We start from the raw sequence: 15,502 nt of genomic DNA on the forward strand, positions 1-15,502 counted from the left end.
CAGAATAAAAAGGCGGGTAAGCCTGAAGCTGCCCGCCTTTTTAACGCTTAAAAGCCGCGTCTTTAATCTTCATCGAACCCGGCTTTAAACAGCGCGATAACCGCCGACAGCGCTTCCTGTTCCTGCGGGCCCGTTGCTTCCACTTCAATCTGGCCGCCCTGGGCGGAATCCAGCATAAGCAGGGCGATGACGCTGCTCGCTTCCGCCTCGGTGCCTGCTTCATTACGCAACAGCACTTCTGCATCGAAGCTTTGCACCAGTTCAAACAGCTTCATTGCCGGGCGAGCATGCATGCCAAGCTTATTGGTTATCTCGACGGTCTGTTTTACGGTCATGATTTGCGTTTTTCCAGCGTACGATGGCGAGACTGGACATTCTTGCCGCGCGAGCGGAAATAATCAGCCAGCTGTTCTGCGATATAAACAGAACGATGTTTACCGCCGGTACAGCCGATAGCGACGGTCAGGTAGCTGCGGTTATTTGTTTCCAGCATAGGCAGCCAAAGTTCAAGGTAACTGCGGGTCTGGTAGATAAAATTATGTACTTCGGTATGACGATCAAGGAAGGCGGCGACGGGCTTATCAAGGCCGGTCATTGGACGCAGCTTAGGGTCCCAGTGCGGGTTCGGCAGAAAGCGAACGTCAAACACGTAATCGGCGTCGATAGGAATGCCGTGCTTAAAACCAAACGATTCAAACACCATGGTCAGTTCACGTTCGCGCTTACCAAGCAGACGCGTGCGAAGCATTTCGGCCAGTTCGTGCACTGACATCTCTGAGGTGTCGATAATTAAATCGGCGCGGGAGCGAAGAGGCTCCAGCAGGTTGTTTTCTTCATCAATGGCGCTTTCAAGCGAGAGATTGCGGCCAGAAAGAGGGTGCAGACGGCGCGTGTCGCTGTAACGGCGGATGAGCGTATTGCGATCGGCATCCAGAAAGAGTAACTGCGGAGAAAAAGCCTCCGGCAGGTTGTTCATCGCCTGTTCGAAGATCTCCGGCGATTCGGGCATGTTGCGCACATCGATACTGATGGCGGCGGAAATCTGCCGGTCCGCCAGCGTTCGCGCCAGCTCGGGCAACAACACCACCGGCAGGTTATCCACGCAGTAGAAGCCCATATCTTCCAGCGCGCGTAAAGCGACCGATTTACCGGATCCTGAACGCCCGCTGACGATCATCAGCACCATCTTCAGTCTCTCCCTGGTTTAGTACGGGCGACAGCCGCCCCTTTTAGTGAGCTTCGCAGCCCATTATTCACTTTGCTCACCGCCTTCGGTGATTATCTGGTACAGCTCTTCATCGCTTTGTGCGGCACGCAGACGGCGGCAGATGGTTTTGTCAGCCAGACGCCTTGCAACGAGCGAAAGCGTATGCAAATGGGTTTTGGTTTGATCCGCCGGCACCAACAGGGCAAAGAGGAGATCGACCGGCTGGTTATCGATGGCGTCAAAGGCGATAGGCGTTTCCAGTTGCACGAATACGCCTACCGCGCGCAGGGTATCTTCTTCAAGTTTACCGTGCGGAATGGCGATGCCGTTGCCGATGCCGGTACTCCCCATGCGCTCGCGCGTGAGGATCGCTTCAAACACCACCTGCTGAGGCAGGCTAAGCTGTTTTGCGGCAAGCTCGCTGATAATTTCCAGCGCGCGCTTTTTACTCTGGCAATGCACGCCGCTTCGGGTACATTCCTGGTTCAGGACATTGCTCAGTTGGAGAGCGGAATCATTATTCATCATAATTTCACCTAAGCATTCTCTGTGCTAACGGCCCGCTATTCCTCGAATAACGAGCCGTTAATACATCAGCCAAACGCCCGGACAATCAGTGTTGTTTCAGTTTATCTTTATGTTTAGTAAGTTGCCGCGCCAGTTTATCAATTAAACTGTCGATGGCGGCATACATATCCTGACCTTCCGCACTGGCATGAAGCTCGCCTCCGTTGACGTGCAACGTGGCGTCTGAGATGTGGGTGACCTTTTCCACTTTCAGCACTATGTAAACCTGGTTGATCCTTTCGAAGTACTGCTCCAGCTTGGCGAACTTCGTATTCACAAATTCACGAAGCGAATCAGTGATTTCGACGTTATGTCCAGTAATGTTGAGCTGCATAGTGTCTTCCTTATCGGTTGAGTCAAACCAGCTGCTTGCGCTGATTCGACGGCGGAATAGATAAAGACTCTCGATACTTCGCTACAGTACGGCGGGCCACCATGATGCCCTGGTCGGACAGCATAGAGGTCAGCTTACTGTCGCTCAGCGGCTTCGCGGGATTCTCCGCCGCTATTAATTTCTTCACCAGCGCGCGGATAGCGGTAGAGGAGGCTTCGCCGCCGCCTTCCGTATTCACATGGCTGGAGAAGAAATACTTCAGTTCAAAAATGCCCCGCGGGCTGTGCAGATACTTTTGCGTCGTCACGCGTGAAATCGTGGATTCATGCATTTCCACCGCCTGGGCGATATCCGCCAGTACCATTGGCTTCATGTACTCTTCGCCCTTTTCAAAAAAAGCCTGCTGCTGCTCGACAATGCAACGGCTTACGCGAAGCAGGGTGTCGTTACGGCTTTCGAGGCTTTTGATCAGCCATTTCGCTTCCTGGAGGTTGCTGCGAATAAACTGGCTGTCGGACTCGTTGCGCGCAGTGGTACACATTGCGGCATAGTGCTGATTGATTTTCAGGCGCGGAATGCTGTCGGCGTTAAGCTCGACTGTCCATCGGCCGTTGTGCTTACGCACTAACACGTCCGGAATGACATATTCCGGCTCGCCGGTCTGGATTGACTGGCCGGGACGCGGGTCGAGCGACTGAATAAGCGTGACGGCTTCTTTCAGCACCTCTTCTTTGAGCCGGGTAACGCGCATCAGGCTGCGGAAATCGTGGTTCGCCAGTAAATCAAGGTGCTCGCTGATAATAAGGCGCGCTTCATCAAGCCAGGGCGTTTCTCTGGCGAACTGCGAAAGCTGCACCAGCAAACAGTCTCGCAGGTCTCGCGCCGCCACGCCGACCGGGTCGAAGCGCTGAACACGCTTTAACACCGCTTCCACTTCCTCAAGGCTTATCTCTTCATCGCCCATGCTTTCCAGAATGTCTTCCAGCGCCACGGTGAGATAACCTGTTTCATCAACGGCATCGACGATAGAAGTGGCAATGGCGCGGTCAGTATCGGAAAAGGGGGTTAGCTCCACCTGCCACATCAGGTAGTCCTGCAATGACTGGGTGGTTTCGCCCTGATAGACCGGCAATTCGTCGTCCTGATAATCAACCCCGTTGCCGGAAGGCGTACCTGCGGTATAGACCTCTTCCCAGCTGGCGTCGAGCGGCAACTCTTCCGGCATCTCTTTTTGCTCGAGCGCCTCGGCGGTATCCAGGCCTTCGCTGCTTTGCGTTTCCTGAGTGGCTATCTCGTCATGAAATTCGGTTTGCTCAAGCAGCGGATTGTTTTCCAGCGCTTGCTGAAGTTCTTGCTGCAATTCCAGCGTCGACAGTTGCAACAGACGAATAGCCTGTTGCAACTGGGGCGTCATGGCAAGTTGTTGGCTAAGCCTAAGTTGCAAACCTTGCTTCATATTCAGAGCAAATTTCCTCAGGTGATAAAGATAAGTATACCTGTCATGGCAAGGCGCGACGCCGCGATGCAATGTCGCGGGCGCGCTGCCGGTTGCTCTACCCTATCAGAGTCTGAACTCTTCCCCAAGATAGACGCGCTTAACCTGTTCGTCTTGCAAGATAGCCTCAGGGGTGCCATGGGCGATAAGACGGCCCTGGCTTACGATATAGGCGCGTTCACAGACGGCAAGCGTTTCACGCACGTTATGGTCGGTAATCAGCACGCCCAGGCCGCTGTCGCGCAGGTGCTCAATGATGCGTTTGATATCGATAACGGAAATAGGGTCCACCCCGGCGAAAGGTTCGTCGAGCAGGATAAATTTCGGGTTGGCGGCCAGCGCGCGGGCGATTTCTACGCGGCGGCGTTCACCCCCTGACAGCGCCTGACCGAGGCTGTTGCGCAAGTGGTCGATATGAAACTCTTCCATAAGCTCTTTTGCGCGGTCTTCGCGCTGCTCGCTGGAGAGATCGTCACGGATTTGCAGCACCGCCATCAGGTTATCGTAAACGCTCAGACGACGGAAAATCGAGGCTTCCTGCGGCAGATAGCCGATACCACGGCGGGCGCGGGCATGCAGCGGCAGCAGGCTAATATCCTCTTCATCAATGATGATATTCCCGGCGTCGCGAGGCACTATCCCGACAACCATGTAGAAGGTTGTGGTTTTGCCGGCGCCGTTCGGACCGAGCAGGCCGACAATTTCACCGGATTTCACTGTCAGGCTTACATCTTCAACGACACGACGGCCTTTGTATGCTTTAGCGAGATTTTTCGCGATTAATGTTGCCATAAGAAGTTAGTTGCTCTTTTTCTGCGCTGGTGCCTGGGAGTTGTTCTTATCCTGCAACTGCGACGGCACCAGCACGGTGGTAACGCGTTTACCCTTCTCGCTGAAGGCCTGCATTTTTTGCTCTTTCACCAGATAGGTGATTTTGTCGCCCTGGATATTGCTGTCGAGCTGTTCCAGATAAGCTTTGCCGGTCAGTACGACAAAGTCGTTTTGCAACTCATAATGCATCTGCGAGGCATGGCCTTTCACCGGCTTGCCGTTGTCCTGCATCTGGTAAAACGTGGCTGGATTGCCGTAGCCGTCGATGACCTCTTTGCCTTCCTGGCCGCCCGGACGCGTGACCACGACCTTATCGGCATTGATCTTAATGGTGCCCTGGGTGACGACGACATTACCGGTAAAGGTGACGACGTTGCCCTGCATATCCAGCGACTGCTGATCAGACTCGATATGGATTGGCTGTTCAGTATCGCCGGTTACGGCAAACGTCGGGCAGCTTGCGGCCAGCAAAACGCCGGAAAGGGCGAGATTAAGGCTGAGTTTGTTTATTCTGAATTTCATACGAGGTTCTAACCTTTTCAATCAGCTCGGCATTTTTATTGCGTAAGTTTCCGCGCATTTTCAGGCCGCTGGAGTTAAAGCTGGTGCCATATAACGTGACGAGCTTATCCGATGAGACATCCTGAGTTATCAGGTTGATTTGCGCTTCGTCCGTCGTAATTTTGCGCAACTGCGAATCTGCGGTCAGTGCGTTGACCTCAACGTGACCATAAAGGTACAGCATCCGATCATTAGTCAGTTTGGCTTTATCTGCCTTAACTGACCAGGTCGGCGTCTTGTCGGCTTCCTGAGTATCGAAGGTGGTCATGACTGGTTGCGTAAACCAGGAGACGCCATCCGATGAATAATACTCAACATGCTGCGCGACTAACCGGTAATTCATTGCGCCTTCAGGACTGTAAACCAGCGTGCTGGAATGCTCGCTCTGGTAAGTCGGCTCGTTATCGTTTGTCGGCACTGGTCCGGTTTCATCCTGATCGGCGAGGTTAATGCCGATTAGCACTAACGCCGCCAGCGCCAGCAGAATGATCACCCAGCGTCTGGTTTTACTCATAAAGATTGCCCTTTGGCCTCATCAAGCTTGCCCTGCGCCAGCAGTAGCAGATCGCAGACTTCACGCACCGCGCCACGCCCGCCATGAATACGGGTAACATAATCGGCGCGCGGAACGAGCAACGGATGCGCATCAGCAACCGCCACGCTCAGCCCCACTTCCGCCATCACAGGCCAGTCAATCAAATCATCGCCTACATAAGCCACATTGTCGGGTGCCAGCGCCAGTTTTTCCAGCAAGTTACGGTAGGCAATTAATTTATCGGATTGCCCCTGGTAAAGATGCGTAATGCCGAGGGTTTCGCAGCGGTCTTCCAGTAGCTTTGCCTTACGGCCGGTAATAATCGCGACCTCGATACCGGAGGTCAGCGCGCAGCGAATGCCATATCCGTCGCGCACATTAAACGCCTTGAGCTCTTCGCCGCTATTGCCCATATAAATCAGGCCGTCGGACATAACGCCGTCAACATCAAGGATCAGCAGGCGAATCTGCTCTGCCCGCGCCATAACCTGCGCGCTTACCGGCCCGTAACAGGTTGCGATAGCGCCATCTGCGTTACTCATTCACTCTTTCCTTTCTTAAACCACGCCCGCGCGCAGCAAATCATGCATATGTACCACACCGAGCAACTGGTCGCCATCAGCCACCAGGACAGAGGTTATATGGCGCGACTGCATGAGATTCAAGGCTTCCACCGCCAGCGTGCCCGGCCGAATGCGGACACCGCCGCGGGTCATCACATCTACAATGCGCAATTTGTGTAAATCGACGCCCATATCGAAGACCCGACGTAAATCGCCATCGGTGAATATGCCTTCAATTTTCATCAGATCGTCGCAAATTACCGTCATGCCAAGGTTTTTGCGCGTGATTTCCAGCAGCGCGTCGCGAAGCGTGGCGTCTTTGCTGACCCGCGGGATTTCATCGCCGGTATGCATAATATCGTTCACACGCAGCAGAAGCTTGCGCCCCAGCGCGCCGCCTGGGTGCGAAAGCGCAAAATCTTCAGCCGTAAAACCGCGCGCTTTAAGAAGCGCCACGGCCAGCGCGTCGCCCATCACAAGCGTTGCGGTAGTGCTGGAGGTGGGCGCCAGGCCAAGCGGGCAGGCCTCTTTGGGGACTTTTACACAAAGATGAATATCCGCCGCGCGCGCCATGGCGCTTTCCGGGCGGCTGGTCATGCAAATCAACGGGACTTGCAAACGTTTTAGCACCGGGATAAGCGCGAGAATTTCATTCGATTCGCCTGAATTGGAGATAGCGATAACGATATCCTGCGCCGTAACCATGCCCAAATCGCCATGACTTGCTTCGCCAGGGTGCACAAAAAACGCGGGCGTGCCGGTGCTGGCGAAGGTCGCCGCCATTTTTTTGCCGATATGGCCTGATTTGCCCATCCCCATGACCACGACTTTGCCCTGGCAGTAGAACATGCTTTCACAGGCCTTGCTAAAATCTGCGTTGATATACTGGTCGAGCTGCGCCAGGCCTTCACGTTCAATTTCCAGCACTTCTTTTCCGGCCAGCTGGAAGTCAAAACCCGGCGGCAAATCTATCTGCGACATAATCTGTTTCCGATTCATCCTGTAAGACGAGGCGAGAGCCAAAAGAGCATCGCCATCCATACGACAAAGCCGCACAGCAACCCGGCGCCTGCTCGCTTGCCTATGTGACGCGCGCGCCGCCAGCAGAGCAGGGCGAAGATCACGCTGACCAGCAGCGTCACGCCATAATCCCGAGTAAAGAGCAGCGGATTGATTTCACCGGGCGCGAGTAAAGCCGTCAGCCCGGGCACAATAGCAATATTATAAATATTCGAACCGATGATATTACCGATGGCGATGTCATCTTCACCTTTACGCGCGCCGGCGATGGCGGTGGCAAGCTCAGGCAGACTGGTGCCGATGGCGATAACGGTAAGGCCTACCGTCAATTCGCTGATGCCGAAGCTATTGGCCAGTACGGTAGCGTTATCAATCACTATTTGCGTTGCTATCGGCATCATAATAAGCGCAACGCCGAGCCATAAAAAGGCGACCGGACGGCTGCCTTCACGCGGCAGTTCCGCCTGTTGTTCGCGGGTCAGGCTATCATTACCCTGACGTTCCGCCAGCCGGGCGACTTTAACGATGAGCCAGATATAGGCCGCCGCCATGCAAAGCAATATGCCGCCATCCAGCCGCGAGAGCATGCCGTCGTAAAAAAATAGGCCAGCCAGCGCGCTGACAAGCAGCATAATCGGCAGTTCGCGACGCAGCACGTCGGAGTGGACGCGAAACGGATGCAGCAGCGCCGCCAGGCCGAGAATCAACAGAATATTGGTAATATTGGAACCGAGGGCCGTACCCAGCGCAAGGTCGGCCTGACCATGCAGCGCGGCGGCGGTGGCCACCAGGATTTCCGGCAGCGACGTGCCGATACCGACAACGGTCATACCGATAATCAGCGGCGGTACGCCCAGGCTGCGGCATAACAGGGAAGCGGCGAACACCAGACGATCGGCGCTGTAGACAACTAAAAGTAAACCGATAATTAACAGCGCCGTAGCTAAAAGCATGCAAAGTCCTTTATTCAGGTATAATCGCCGGTCTACTTCGCCTGAAGCCCTGGCTGCGCACGGATCTTTTTGGGAAAGTACAAAATCCTAATTCTGACTTTATGCGCCCAAAAAGTAAAACAAATGCCAGCTTTCGCTAACCCTTGCGGCTAATTATCTGTAAAAATGTTCCGCTTGCGGAGAATAACCGCGTCATGCTGAATCATAACGCACTCAGTAAGGATAAATTGATGAGCCAGGCCGAGATGAATCTGGTGGACGTTCGCGGTGTCAGCTTTACTCGCGGTGATAGGTGCATCTTTGACAATATTTCTCTCACCGTGCCGCGAGGTAAAATCACGGCTATCATGGGGCCGTCCGGGATAGGCAAAACGACGTTGTTGCGCCTTATCGGTGGACAGATCCAGCCCGATCGCGGAGAGATCCTCTTCGACGGTGAAAACATCCCCGCCATGTCCCGCTCGCGTCTTTACGCCGTGCGTAAGCGCATGAGCATGCTGTTCCAGTCAGGGGCGCTTTTTACCGACCTGAACGTGTTTGAAAATGTGGCCTGGCCGCTGCGTGAACATACCCGGCTGCCAGGACCGCTGTTGCACAGTACGGTAATGATGAAGCTTGAAGCCGTAGGGCTTCGCGGCGCGGCGAAGCTTATGCCTTCAGAGCTTTCCGGCGGGATGGCGCGCAGAGCGGCGCTGGCGCGCGCTATCGCGCTGGAGCCCGATCTCATCATGTTCGACGAACCCTTTGTCGGGCAGGACCCCATTACGATGGGCGTGCTGGTAAAGTTAATTTCCGAATTAAACAGCTCGCTCGGCGTCACCTGCATCGTCGTTTCTCACGATGTGCCTGAAGTGCTAAGCATCGCTGATTACGCTTATATCGTGGCGGATAAACGCATTGTGGCGCATGGCAGCGCTCAGGCCCTTCAGGAAAATCAGGAGCCGCGAGTGCGCCAGTTCCTTGATGGAATAGCCGACGGGCCGGTGCCATTCCGCTACCCCGCCGGGGATTATCAGCAAGATTTGTTATCAGGAACAGGGAGTTAAACCACAGATGCTGTTGAATGCGCTGGCGTCGTTCGGGCGTCGCGGGTTAAAAGTGTGCGCTTCCTTTGGTCGGGCCGGACTTATGCTGTTTAACGCAGTGATCGGCAAACCGGAGTTCCGCAAGCAGGCACCGCTGCTGATGCGCCAGATTTATAACGTCGGCGTGCTGTCGATGCTTATTATCATCGTTTCCGGCCTGTTTATTGGCATGGTGCTGGGGCTGCAAGGCTATCTGGTATTAACCACTTACAGTGCTGAAACCAGTCTTGGCATGATGGTGGCGCTGTCGCTTCTGCGCGAGTTAGGGCCGGTGGTTTCCGCGCTGCTTTTTGCCGGGCGCGCCGGTTCGGCTCTGACTGCGGAAATCGGCCTGATGAAAGCGACAGAGCAGCTATCGAGCATGGAGATGATGGCGGTTGATCCGCTGCGTCGGGTTATCGCTCCGCGCTTCTGGGCGGGGATGATTACGCTGCCTCTGCTGACGATTATTTTTGTCTCTGTCGGCGTCTGGGGCGGCGCGCTGGTCGGCGTGAGCTGGAAAGGCATCGATGCAGGCTTTTTCTGGTCCGCCATGCAAGACGCCGTCGACTGGCGCCTCGATTTAGTAAACTGTTTGATTAAGAGTGTGGTGTTTGCCGTTACCGTAACGTGGATTGCGTTATTTAACGGTTATGATGCGATTCCGACATCCGCAGGGATCAGCCGGGCAACTACACGTACCGTTGTGCACGCATCGCTGGCCGTTCTGGGGCTGGATTTCGTGCTCACTGCATTGATGTTTGGGAATTAATTCATGCAAACGAAGAAATTTGAAATCTGGGTCGGCGCTTTTATGCTGGTGGCGCTACTGGCGGGGCTTTTCCTGTTCCTTAAGGTCGCCAATGTTACGTCAATGCGCACGGAGCCGACTTATCAGCTCTACGCGACTTTCGATAATATCGGCGGCCTGAAGGTCAGTTCGCCGGTACGGATTGGCGGCGTGGTCATCGGTCGTGTGGCGGATATCTCCCTTGATCCTAAAACCTACCTGCCGCGCGTAACGATGGATATTGAACAACGTTACGATCATATCCCTGATACCAGTTCTCTCTCTATTCGCACTTCTGGTCTTCTCGGCGAGCAATATCTGGCGCTGAACGTCGGGTTCGAAGATCCGGAGCTGGGAACTTCTATCCTTAAAGAGGGCGGAACCATTCAGGATACGAAATCCGCAATGGTGCTGGAGGACCTCATTGGTCAGTTCCTCTATAAAAGCAACAGCGGCGACAATCAGAATAGCGACAGTGCGCAAACGCCAGCTGCCGACCATACTGATTCGACGCCGCAGCCTGAAACGTCGAAATAACTCAGGAGAGAAAATGACTTTATTTAAACGCCTTTTAATGGTGGCAATGTTGGTTATCACACCGCTTGCCAACGCTGTAGACCAGACTAACCCGTACAAACTTATGAATGAGGCGGCAAAAAAAACCTTTGACCGCCTGAAAAACGAGCAGCCGAAAATCCGGCAGAACCCGAATTATCTGCGTGACGTTGTCGACCAGGAGTTGCTGCCGTATGTGCAGGTGAAATACGCCGGCGCGTTGGTGCTTGGCCGTTATTATAAAGAAGCGACGCCAGCGCAGCGCGAAGCTTACTTCGCCGCTTTCCGCGAATATCTGAAACAGGCTTATGGCCAGGCGCTGGCGATGTACCATGGGCAGACTTACCAGATTGCGCCCGAGCAGCCGCTTGGCAACGCCGATATCCTGCCGATCCGCGTGACTATCGTTGATCCAAACGGCCGCCCGCCGGTACGCCTGGACTTTCAGTGGCGTAAAAATAGCCAGACGGGCAACTGGCAAGCTTATGACATGATTGCGGAAGGGGTGAGCATGATCACCACCAAGCAGAACGAATGGAGCGACATCCTCCGCCAGAAAGGCGTTGAAGGCTTGACCGCACAGCTGCAATCTATCTCTCGTCAACCGATTACGCTGGATCAAAAACAGTAATGGCGCAAAAGTTTGCCTGGGAACGCAGCGGTGAAACGCTGCGTCTACAGGGAGCACTGGAAGAAGAGACGCTGGGGCCGCTGTGGGAGTCCCGTCATGAAGCGACTTCAGGGCTGCGAGTGATAGAACTGAACGGGCTGGAAAGGGTGGACACGTCGGGACTGGCATTGCTTGTTCAACTGGCCGCGCTGGTAAAGCAGCAGGGCGCTATGCTAAGGCTGGAAGGCGCAAGTGAAAATCTTATGACCCTGGCCAGACTTTATAACCTGCCGGAAAACCTGATGCCTTTAGCTGCAAGCTAATGTTTTCAGGACGTTACTAAAAAAGCCCCGCGGGCGAAAACTGCGGGGCTTTTTTGTTTGTTTAAGCGCGCGCCACTTTGCTCTAAGATGTTGGGCTGTTTTCACTAAACGACGAATCAAGAGCCCATGGAAAATCATGAAATCCAGTCAGTGCTGATGAATGCACTGCCCCTCCAGGAAGTCCACGTCTCCGGCGATGGCAGCCATTTTCAGGTCATCGCGGTGGGCGATCTGTTCGCCGACATGAGTCGCGTAAAGAAACAGCAAACGGTCTATGGCCCGCTGATGGCATTTATTGCCGATAACCGCATCCATGCGGTTTCCATCAAAGCCTATACCCCGCAAGAGTGGGAACGCGACCGCAAACTTAACGGATTTTGAGCTGTGGGCCGAGGCCGACAGTGAATACGATTGACTAACAGAGACTATTTTTGATGGATAAATTTCGTGTGCAGGGGCCTTGCCGCCTGAACGGCGAAGTGACGATCTCCGGGGCAAAGAATGCTGCGCTGCCGATCCTCTTCGCTGCGCTGCTGGCTGAAGAGCCGGTAGAGATTAAAAACGTACCAAAGCTGAAAGATATCGATACCACGATGAAGCTGCTAAGCCAGCTGGGTACGAAGGTCGAGCGTAATGGTTCGGTATGGATCGATGCGAGCAACGTTAATATTTTCTGCGCGCCGTATGAATTAGTAAAAACCATGCGCGCCTCTATCTGGGCGCTGGGTCCGCTGGTGGCGCGTTTCGGCCAGGGGCAGGTTTCACTGCCGGGCGGTTGCGCTATTGGCGCGCGCCCGGTGGATCTCCACATCACCGGCCTTGAGCAGTTGGGCGCGGAGATCAAACTGGAAGAAGGCTATGTAAAAGCCTCTGTGCAGGGCCGCCTGAAAGGCGCGCATATCGTGATGGATAAAGTAAGCGTAGGCGCTACTGTGACCATCATGAGCGCAGCTACGCTGGCGGAAGGCACTACGATTATCGAGAACGCCGCTCGCGAGCCGGAAATTGTCGATACGGCGAACTTCCTGAATACGCTGGGCGCAAAAATTACCGGCATGGGCACCGATCGCATTACGATTGAAGGCGTCGAACGTCTGGGCGGCGGCGTTTATCGCGTGCTGCCTGACCGCATTGAAACCGGCACTTTCCTGGTTGCGGCGGCTATCTCCGGCGGTAAAGTGGTCTGCCGTAATACCCAGCCCGATACGCTGGACGCTGTGCTGGCCAAGCTTCGCGAAGCGGGAGCGGATATTGAAATCGGCGATGACTGGATTAGCCTTGATATGCATGGCAAACGTCCGAAGGCAGTGAATGTGCGCACCGCGCCGCATCCGGCTTTCCCGACCGATATGCAGGCGCAATTCACCCTGCTGAATCTGGTGGCGGAAGGCACTGGCGTAATCACTGAAACTATCTTTGAAAATCGCTTTATGCATCTGCCGGAGCTTATCCGCATGGGCGCTCACGCTGAAATTGAAAGCAACACCGCTATCTGCCACGGTGTTGAAAAGCTTTCTGGCGCACAGGTGATGGCGACCGATTTGCGTGCTTCAGCAAGCCTGGTGCTGGCCGGTTGTATAGCTGAAGGTACGACGATTGTGGATCGTATCTATCATATCGATCGCGGCTATGAGCGTATCGAAGATAAATTGCGCGCACTGGGCGCTAATATTGAACGCGTGAAAGGCGAATAAGCGCTCACGAGATCACGCAATAAAAAACCGGGGCATGCCCCGGTTTTTTTAGCGCTGTCGAATCAAGAGAGAACGATCGATAAACTCATGTGTTTTAGGATCGTGATAGCGTGATGGCCAGATAACCCAGGGTTCGATCTCCAGGGCTTTGGCGATGAGAAGTTCGCCTTTAGGCCAGGGACGACTTAACGCGTTAGCCAGCGTTGAAGAACTCAGCCCAGCTTTTCGTGACTCAGCCGCCAGTGAAGTTCCTCTTTTACGTAAGCCGGCAATAATGTCAGCAGGATGCCAATCCTTAACTTTCAGTTCCATTTTTCCTCCCTGTAATAGCGGGTTGGCTGAAATAGCGCAACAACAGGAATGTACACTTATTGTGCTTATTTTTCTAAATGGTTCTTTTAAGCAGGTTGAATAATCAGAAATTTACCAAAATCTGTCGTGAGCGGCGCGGGAGGGCAGGTGAAGTAAGCCTGCGCGGAAAAAAATAAAGAAGCTTTCCGCGCCCTGGAGCGCGGAAAAGCGTTAGTAATCGCGTTGTACGGCGGTGTGGGCAAGCGCTATCAGCGCTTCGCGATGAAGGGTATCGGGTAAAATCGCCAGGGCCGAAATCGCTTTGTCCGCTTCTTCTTCGGCGCGCTTGCGCGTCCATTCAAGCGATCCGCAGGCGGCCATGGCGGCCAGTACAGGTTCCAGAAGATGGCGTCCGTTACCGTGCTCAATAGCTTCACGGATCATTTTGGCCTGCTCCGGGGATCCATTACGCATCGCATGCAGTAAAGGCAGCGTCGGTTTACCTTCGTTAAGATCGTCGCCGACGTTTTTGCCCAGACGTTCGCCGTCCGCGCTGTAATCCAGAAGATCGTCTATCAACTGAAAGGCGGTGCCAAGGTAACGACCATAGTCCTGCAACGCTTGCACCTGCGCCGGGCCCGCGCCTGCAAGGATCGCGGCGCATTGCGCAGCGGCCTCAAAAAGACGCGCAGTTTTGCTGTAGATGACCCGCATATAGCTTTCTTCGGTAATATCAGGATCGTTAACGTTCATCAGCTGGAGGACTTCGCCTTCAGCAATGACGTTCACGGCTTCTGACATCACTTCCAGCACAGGCAGCGAGCCAAGGCTCGTCATCATCTGGAACGCGCGGGTATAGATAAAATCTCCCACCAGCACGCTTGCTGCGTTGCCAAACGCCGCATTCGCGGTCGCTTTTCCGCGGCGCATGTCCGATTCATCCACCACATCATCATGAAGCAGGGTAGCTGTATGGATAAACTCAATCAGCGCAGCGAGCGTTACGTGTGCGTTCCCCTCATAACCCAACGAACGCGCAGCAAGTACGGCTATCATCGGGCGGATGCGTTTACCGCCGCCGCTGACGATGTAATAGCCCAACTGGCTGATAAGTTGCACGTCGGAATTGAGCTGCTCAAGGATAGTCGCGTTGACACCCGCCATATCTTGCGCGGTTAACTCATTAATTTTTTCTAAATTCATCGCAAAAGTCTGGCTATCGTCCTGTTTACCACAAGGCTGTAATGGGAGACGTAAGGGTAATGGATTGTAAATGTAGTACAGATTGTACCGGAAAAATGCAGCAGATAAACGCTACCGTAGGCGTTGTGCTTTTTTTCCGCATTGATTAACGATCAGACTTGTCAAAGCCTCCGGTTTTGCGTAATATTCGCGCCCTATGTGAATATTTATAGCGCACTCTGAAAATACAGAAACGTGCGCGGAAAGCGGAGTTTTATATGTACGCGGTTTTCCAAAGTGGTGGTAAACAACACCGAGTAAGCGAAGGTCAAACCGTTCGCCTGGAAAAGCTGGACATCGCAACTGGCGAAACTATTGAGTTCGCTGAAGTTCTGATGATCGCAAACGGTGAAGATGTCAAAATCGGCGTTCCTTTCGTTGATGGCGGCGTAATCAAAGCTGAAGTTGTTGCTCACGGTCGTGGCGAGAAAGTTAAAATCGTTAAGTTTCGTCGTCGTAAACACTACCGTAAGCAGCAGGGCCATCGTCAGTGGTTCACTGATGTGAAAATCACTGGCATCAGCGCTTAAGACAGGGGAGCAGATTAAATGGCACACAAAAAGGCTGGCGGCTCAACTCGTAACGGTCGCGATTCAGAAGCAAAACGCCTGGGCGTAAAACGTTTTGGCGGTGAAGCAGTACTGGCTGGTAGCATCATCGTTCGTCAGCGTGGCACCAAATTCCACGCAGGTACCAACGTAGGTTGCGGCCGTGACCACACTCTGTTCGCTTTGACTGACGGTAAAGTTAAGTTCGAAGTTAAAGGCCCGAAAAACCGTAAATTCATCAGCATTGTTGCTGAATAAGTTTTTCGCGTCCCGGTAACGGATAAAGCCCCGCAACGTGTTGCGGGGCTTTTTACATTCC

22 protein-coding genes are annotated in these 15,502 nt (G+C 53.9%); 9 read left to right on the forward strand and 13 right to left on the reverse strand.

Going from position 1 to position 15,502, the window contains the following annotated elements; all coding sequences use genetic code 11:
* Nucleotides 1-62: 62 nt before the first annotated feature.
* From npr to DW56_RS00350, 11 genes are all read right to left on the reverse strand, one after another.
* Entirely contained in the window at nt 63-335 is a 273-nt protein-coding gene (gene npr, locus DW56_RS00300; RefSeq protein WP_024553045.1) for a PTS phosphocarrier protein NPr, read from the reverse strand.
* A complete protein-coding gene (rapZ, locus tag DW56_RS00305; protein ID WP_024553046.1) occupies nt 332-1,186 on the reverse strand; it encodes an RNase adapter RapZ in 855 nt (284 codons plus the stop codon). The genes npr and rapZ overlap by 4 nt, the downstream gene beginning before the upstream one ends.
* A gap of 63 nt (nt 1,187-1,249) precedes the next feature.
* Nucleotides 1,250-1,735, reverse strand: a complete 486-nt coding sequence (gene ptsN / locus DW56_RS00310; RefSeq protein ID WP_024553047.1) for a PTS IIA-like nitrogen regulatory protein PtsN — start codon at nt 1,733-1,735, stop codon at nt 1,250-1,252.
* Between the two features lie 85 nt (nt 1,736-1,820).
* Nucleotides 1,821-2,108 carry a ribosome hibernation promoting factor gene (gene hpf / locus DW56_RS00315; RefSeq protein ID WP_024553048.1) on the reverse strand — a complete coding sequence of 96 codons (288 nt, stop codon included), beginning with the start codon at nt 2,106-2,108 and terminating at the stop codon, nt 1,821-1,823.
* 22 nt (nt 2,109-2,130) lie between these two features.
* The gene (rpoN, locus tag DW56_RS00320; protein WP_024553049.1) at nt 2,131-3,564 is read right to left on the reverse strand and encodes an RNA polymerase factor sigma-54; all 1,434 of its coding nucleotides are present in this window, start codon (nt 3,562-3,564) and stop codon (nt 2,131-2,133) included.
* A 105-nt stretch (nt 3,565-3,669) separates the two neighbouring features.
* Nucleotides 3,670-4,395, reverse strand: a complete 726-nt coding sequence (gene lptB, locus DW56_RS00325) for an LPS export ABC transporter ATP-binding protein (RefSeq protein WP_024553050.1) — start codon at nt 4,393-4,395, stop codon at nt 3,670-3,672.
* Nucleotides 4,396-4,401: 6 nt separating this feature from the next.
* Complete coding sequence (lptA, locus tag DW56_RS00330; RefSeq protein ID WP_024561925.1) at nt 4,402-4,956, reverse strand: lipopolysaccharide ABC transporter substrate-binding protein LptA; 555 nt, start codon at nt 4,954-4,956, stop codon at nt 4,402-4,404.
* Nucleotides 4,925-5,509 (reverse strand): LPS export ABC transporter periplasmic protein LptC, encoded by a 585-nt coding sequence (gene lptC, locus DW56_RS00335; RefSeq protein ID WP_024554637.1) that lies wholly within the window; start codon nt 5,507-5,509, stop codon nt 4,925-4,927. The genes lptA and lptC overlap by 32 nt, the downstream gene beginning before the upstream one ends.
* Nucleotides 5,506-6,072, reverse strand: a complete 567-nt coding sequence (gene kdsC, locus DW56_RS00340; RefSeq protein ID WP_024554638.1) for a 3-deoxy-manno-octulosonate-8-phosphatase KdsC — start codon at nt 6,070-6,072, stop codon at nt 5,506-5,508. Before kdsC ends, lptC begins: the two co-directional genes overlap by 4 nt.
* Nucleotides 6,073-6,087: 15 nt before the next feature.
* On the reverse strand, nt 6,088-7,074 hold the full coding sequence (gene kdsD / locus DW56_RS00345) for an arabinose-5-phosphate isomerase KdsD (protein WP_024554639.1): 987 nt from the start codon (nt 7,072-7,074) through the stop codon (nt 6,088-6,090).
* A 14-nt stretch (nt 7,075-7,088) separates the two neighbouring features.
* A complete protein-coding gene (locus tag DW56_RS00350; protein ID WP_024554640.1) occupies nt 7,089-8,066 on the reverse strand; it encodes a calcium/sodium antiporter in 978 nt (325 codons plus the stop codon).
* 230 nt (nt 8,067-8,296) lie between these two features.
* Between DW56_RS00350 and mlaF the strand changes: the two genes are divergently transcribed.
* From mlaF to murA, 7 genes are all read left to right on the forward strand, one after another.
* The gene (gene mlaF / locus DW56_RS00355; protein WP_024554641.1) at nt 8,297-9,112 is read left to right on the forward strand and encodes a phospholipid ABC transporter ATP-binding protein MlaF; all 816 of its coding nucleotides are present in this window, start codon (nt 8,297-8,299) and stop codon (nt 9,110-9,112) included.
* A 7-nt stretch (nt 9,113-9,119) separates the two neighbouring features.
* Complete coding sequence (gene mlaE, locus DW56_RS00360; protein ID WP_024554642.1) at nt 9,120-9,902, forward strand: lipid asymmetry maintenance ABC transporter permease subunit MlaE; 783 nt, start codon at nt 9,120-9,122, stop codon at nt 9,900-9,902.
* A gap of 3 nt (nt 9,903-9,905) precedes the next feature.
* Nucleotides 9,906-10,457 (forward strand): outer membrane lipid asymmetry maintenance protein MlaD, encoded by a 552-nt coding sequence (mlaD, locus tag DW56_RS00365; RefSeq protein WP_024554643.1) that lies wholly within the window; start codon nt 9,906-9,908, stop codon nt 10,455-10,457.
* A 13-nt stretch (nt 10,458-10,470) separates the two neighbouring features.
* A complete protein-coding gene (gene mlaC / locus DW56_RS00370; RefSeq protein ID WP_024554644.1) occupies nt 10,471-11,106 on the forward strand; it encodes a phospholipid-binding protein MlaC in 636 nt (211 codons plus the stop codon).
* Nucleotides 11,106-11,408: a lipid asymmetry maintenance protein MlaB gene (mlaB, locus tag DW56_RS00375; RefSeq protein ID WP_024554645.1), complete on the forward strand. Its 303-nt coding sequence runs from the start codon at nt 11,106-11,108 to the stop codon at nt 11,406-11,408. Before mlaC ends, mlaB begins: the two co-directional genes overlap by 1 nt.
* Before the next feature lie 126 nt (nt 11,409-11,534).
* Nucleotides 11,535-11,789 (forward strand): BolA family iron metabolism protein IbaG, encoded by a 255-nt coding sequence (ibaG, locus tag DW56_RS00380; RefSeq protein ID WP_024554646.1) that lies wholly within the window; start codon nt 11,535-11,537, stop codon nt 11,787-11,789.
* A 53-nt stretch (nt 11,790-11,842) separates the two neighbouring features.
* The gene (murA, locus tag DW56_RS00385; RefSeq protein ID WP_024554647.1) at nt 11,843-13,102 is read left to right on the forward strand and encodes a UDP-N-acetylglucosamine 1-carboxyvinyltransferase; all 1,260 of its coding nucleotides are present in this window, start codon (nt 11,843-11,845) and stop codon (nt 13,100-13,102) included.
* 48 nt (nt 13,103-13,150) lie between these two features.
* Here the strand turns inward: murA and sfsB are convergent, their stop codons facing one another.
* Both sfsB and ispB read right to left on the reverse strand, forming a co-directional pair.
* Complete coding sequence (gene sfsB, locus DW56_RS00390; protein WP_029697193.1) at nt 13,151-13,414, reverse strand: DNA-binding transcriptional regulator SfsB; 264 nt, start codon at nt 13,412-13,414, stop codon at nt 13,151-13,153.
* 210 nt (nt 13,415-13,624) lie between these two features.
* Entirely contained in the window at nt 13,625-14,596 is a 972-nt protein-coding gene (gene ispB / locus DW56_RS00395) for an octaprenyl diphosphate synthase (RefSeq protein ID WP_024554648.1), read from the reverse strand.
* A gap of 257 nt (nt 14,597-14,853) precedes the next feature.
* Here ispB and rplU point away from each other — a divergent pair, with 257 nt between their 5' ends.
* Both rplU and rpmA read left to right on the forward strand, forming a co-directional pair.
* Nucleotides 14,854-15,165, forward strand: a complete 312-nt coding sequence (gene rplU, locus DW56_RS00400; protein ID WP_024554649.1) for a 50S ribosomal protein L21 — start codon at nt 14,854-14,856, stop codon at nt 15,163-15,165.
* 18 nt (nt 15,166-15,183) lie between these two features.
* Complete coding sequence (gene rpmA, locus DW56_RS00405; protein ID WP_002434222.1) at nt 15,184-15,441, forward strand: 50S ribosomal protein L27; 258 nt, start codon at nt 15,184-15,186, stop codon at nt 15,439-15,441.
* Nucleotides 15,442-15,502: the final 61 nt, after the last annotated feature.

The organism is Franconibacter helveticus LMG 23732, from assembly GCF_000463115.2.
Lineage (GTDB): Bacteria > Pseudomonadota > Gammaproteobacteria > Enterobacterales > Enterobacteriaceae > Franconibacter > Franconibacter helveticus.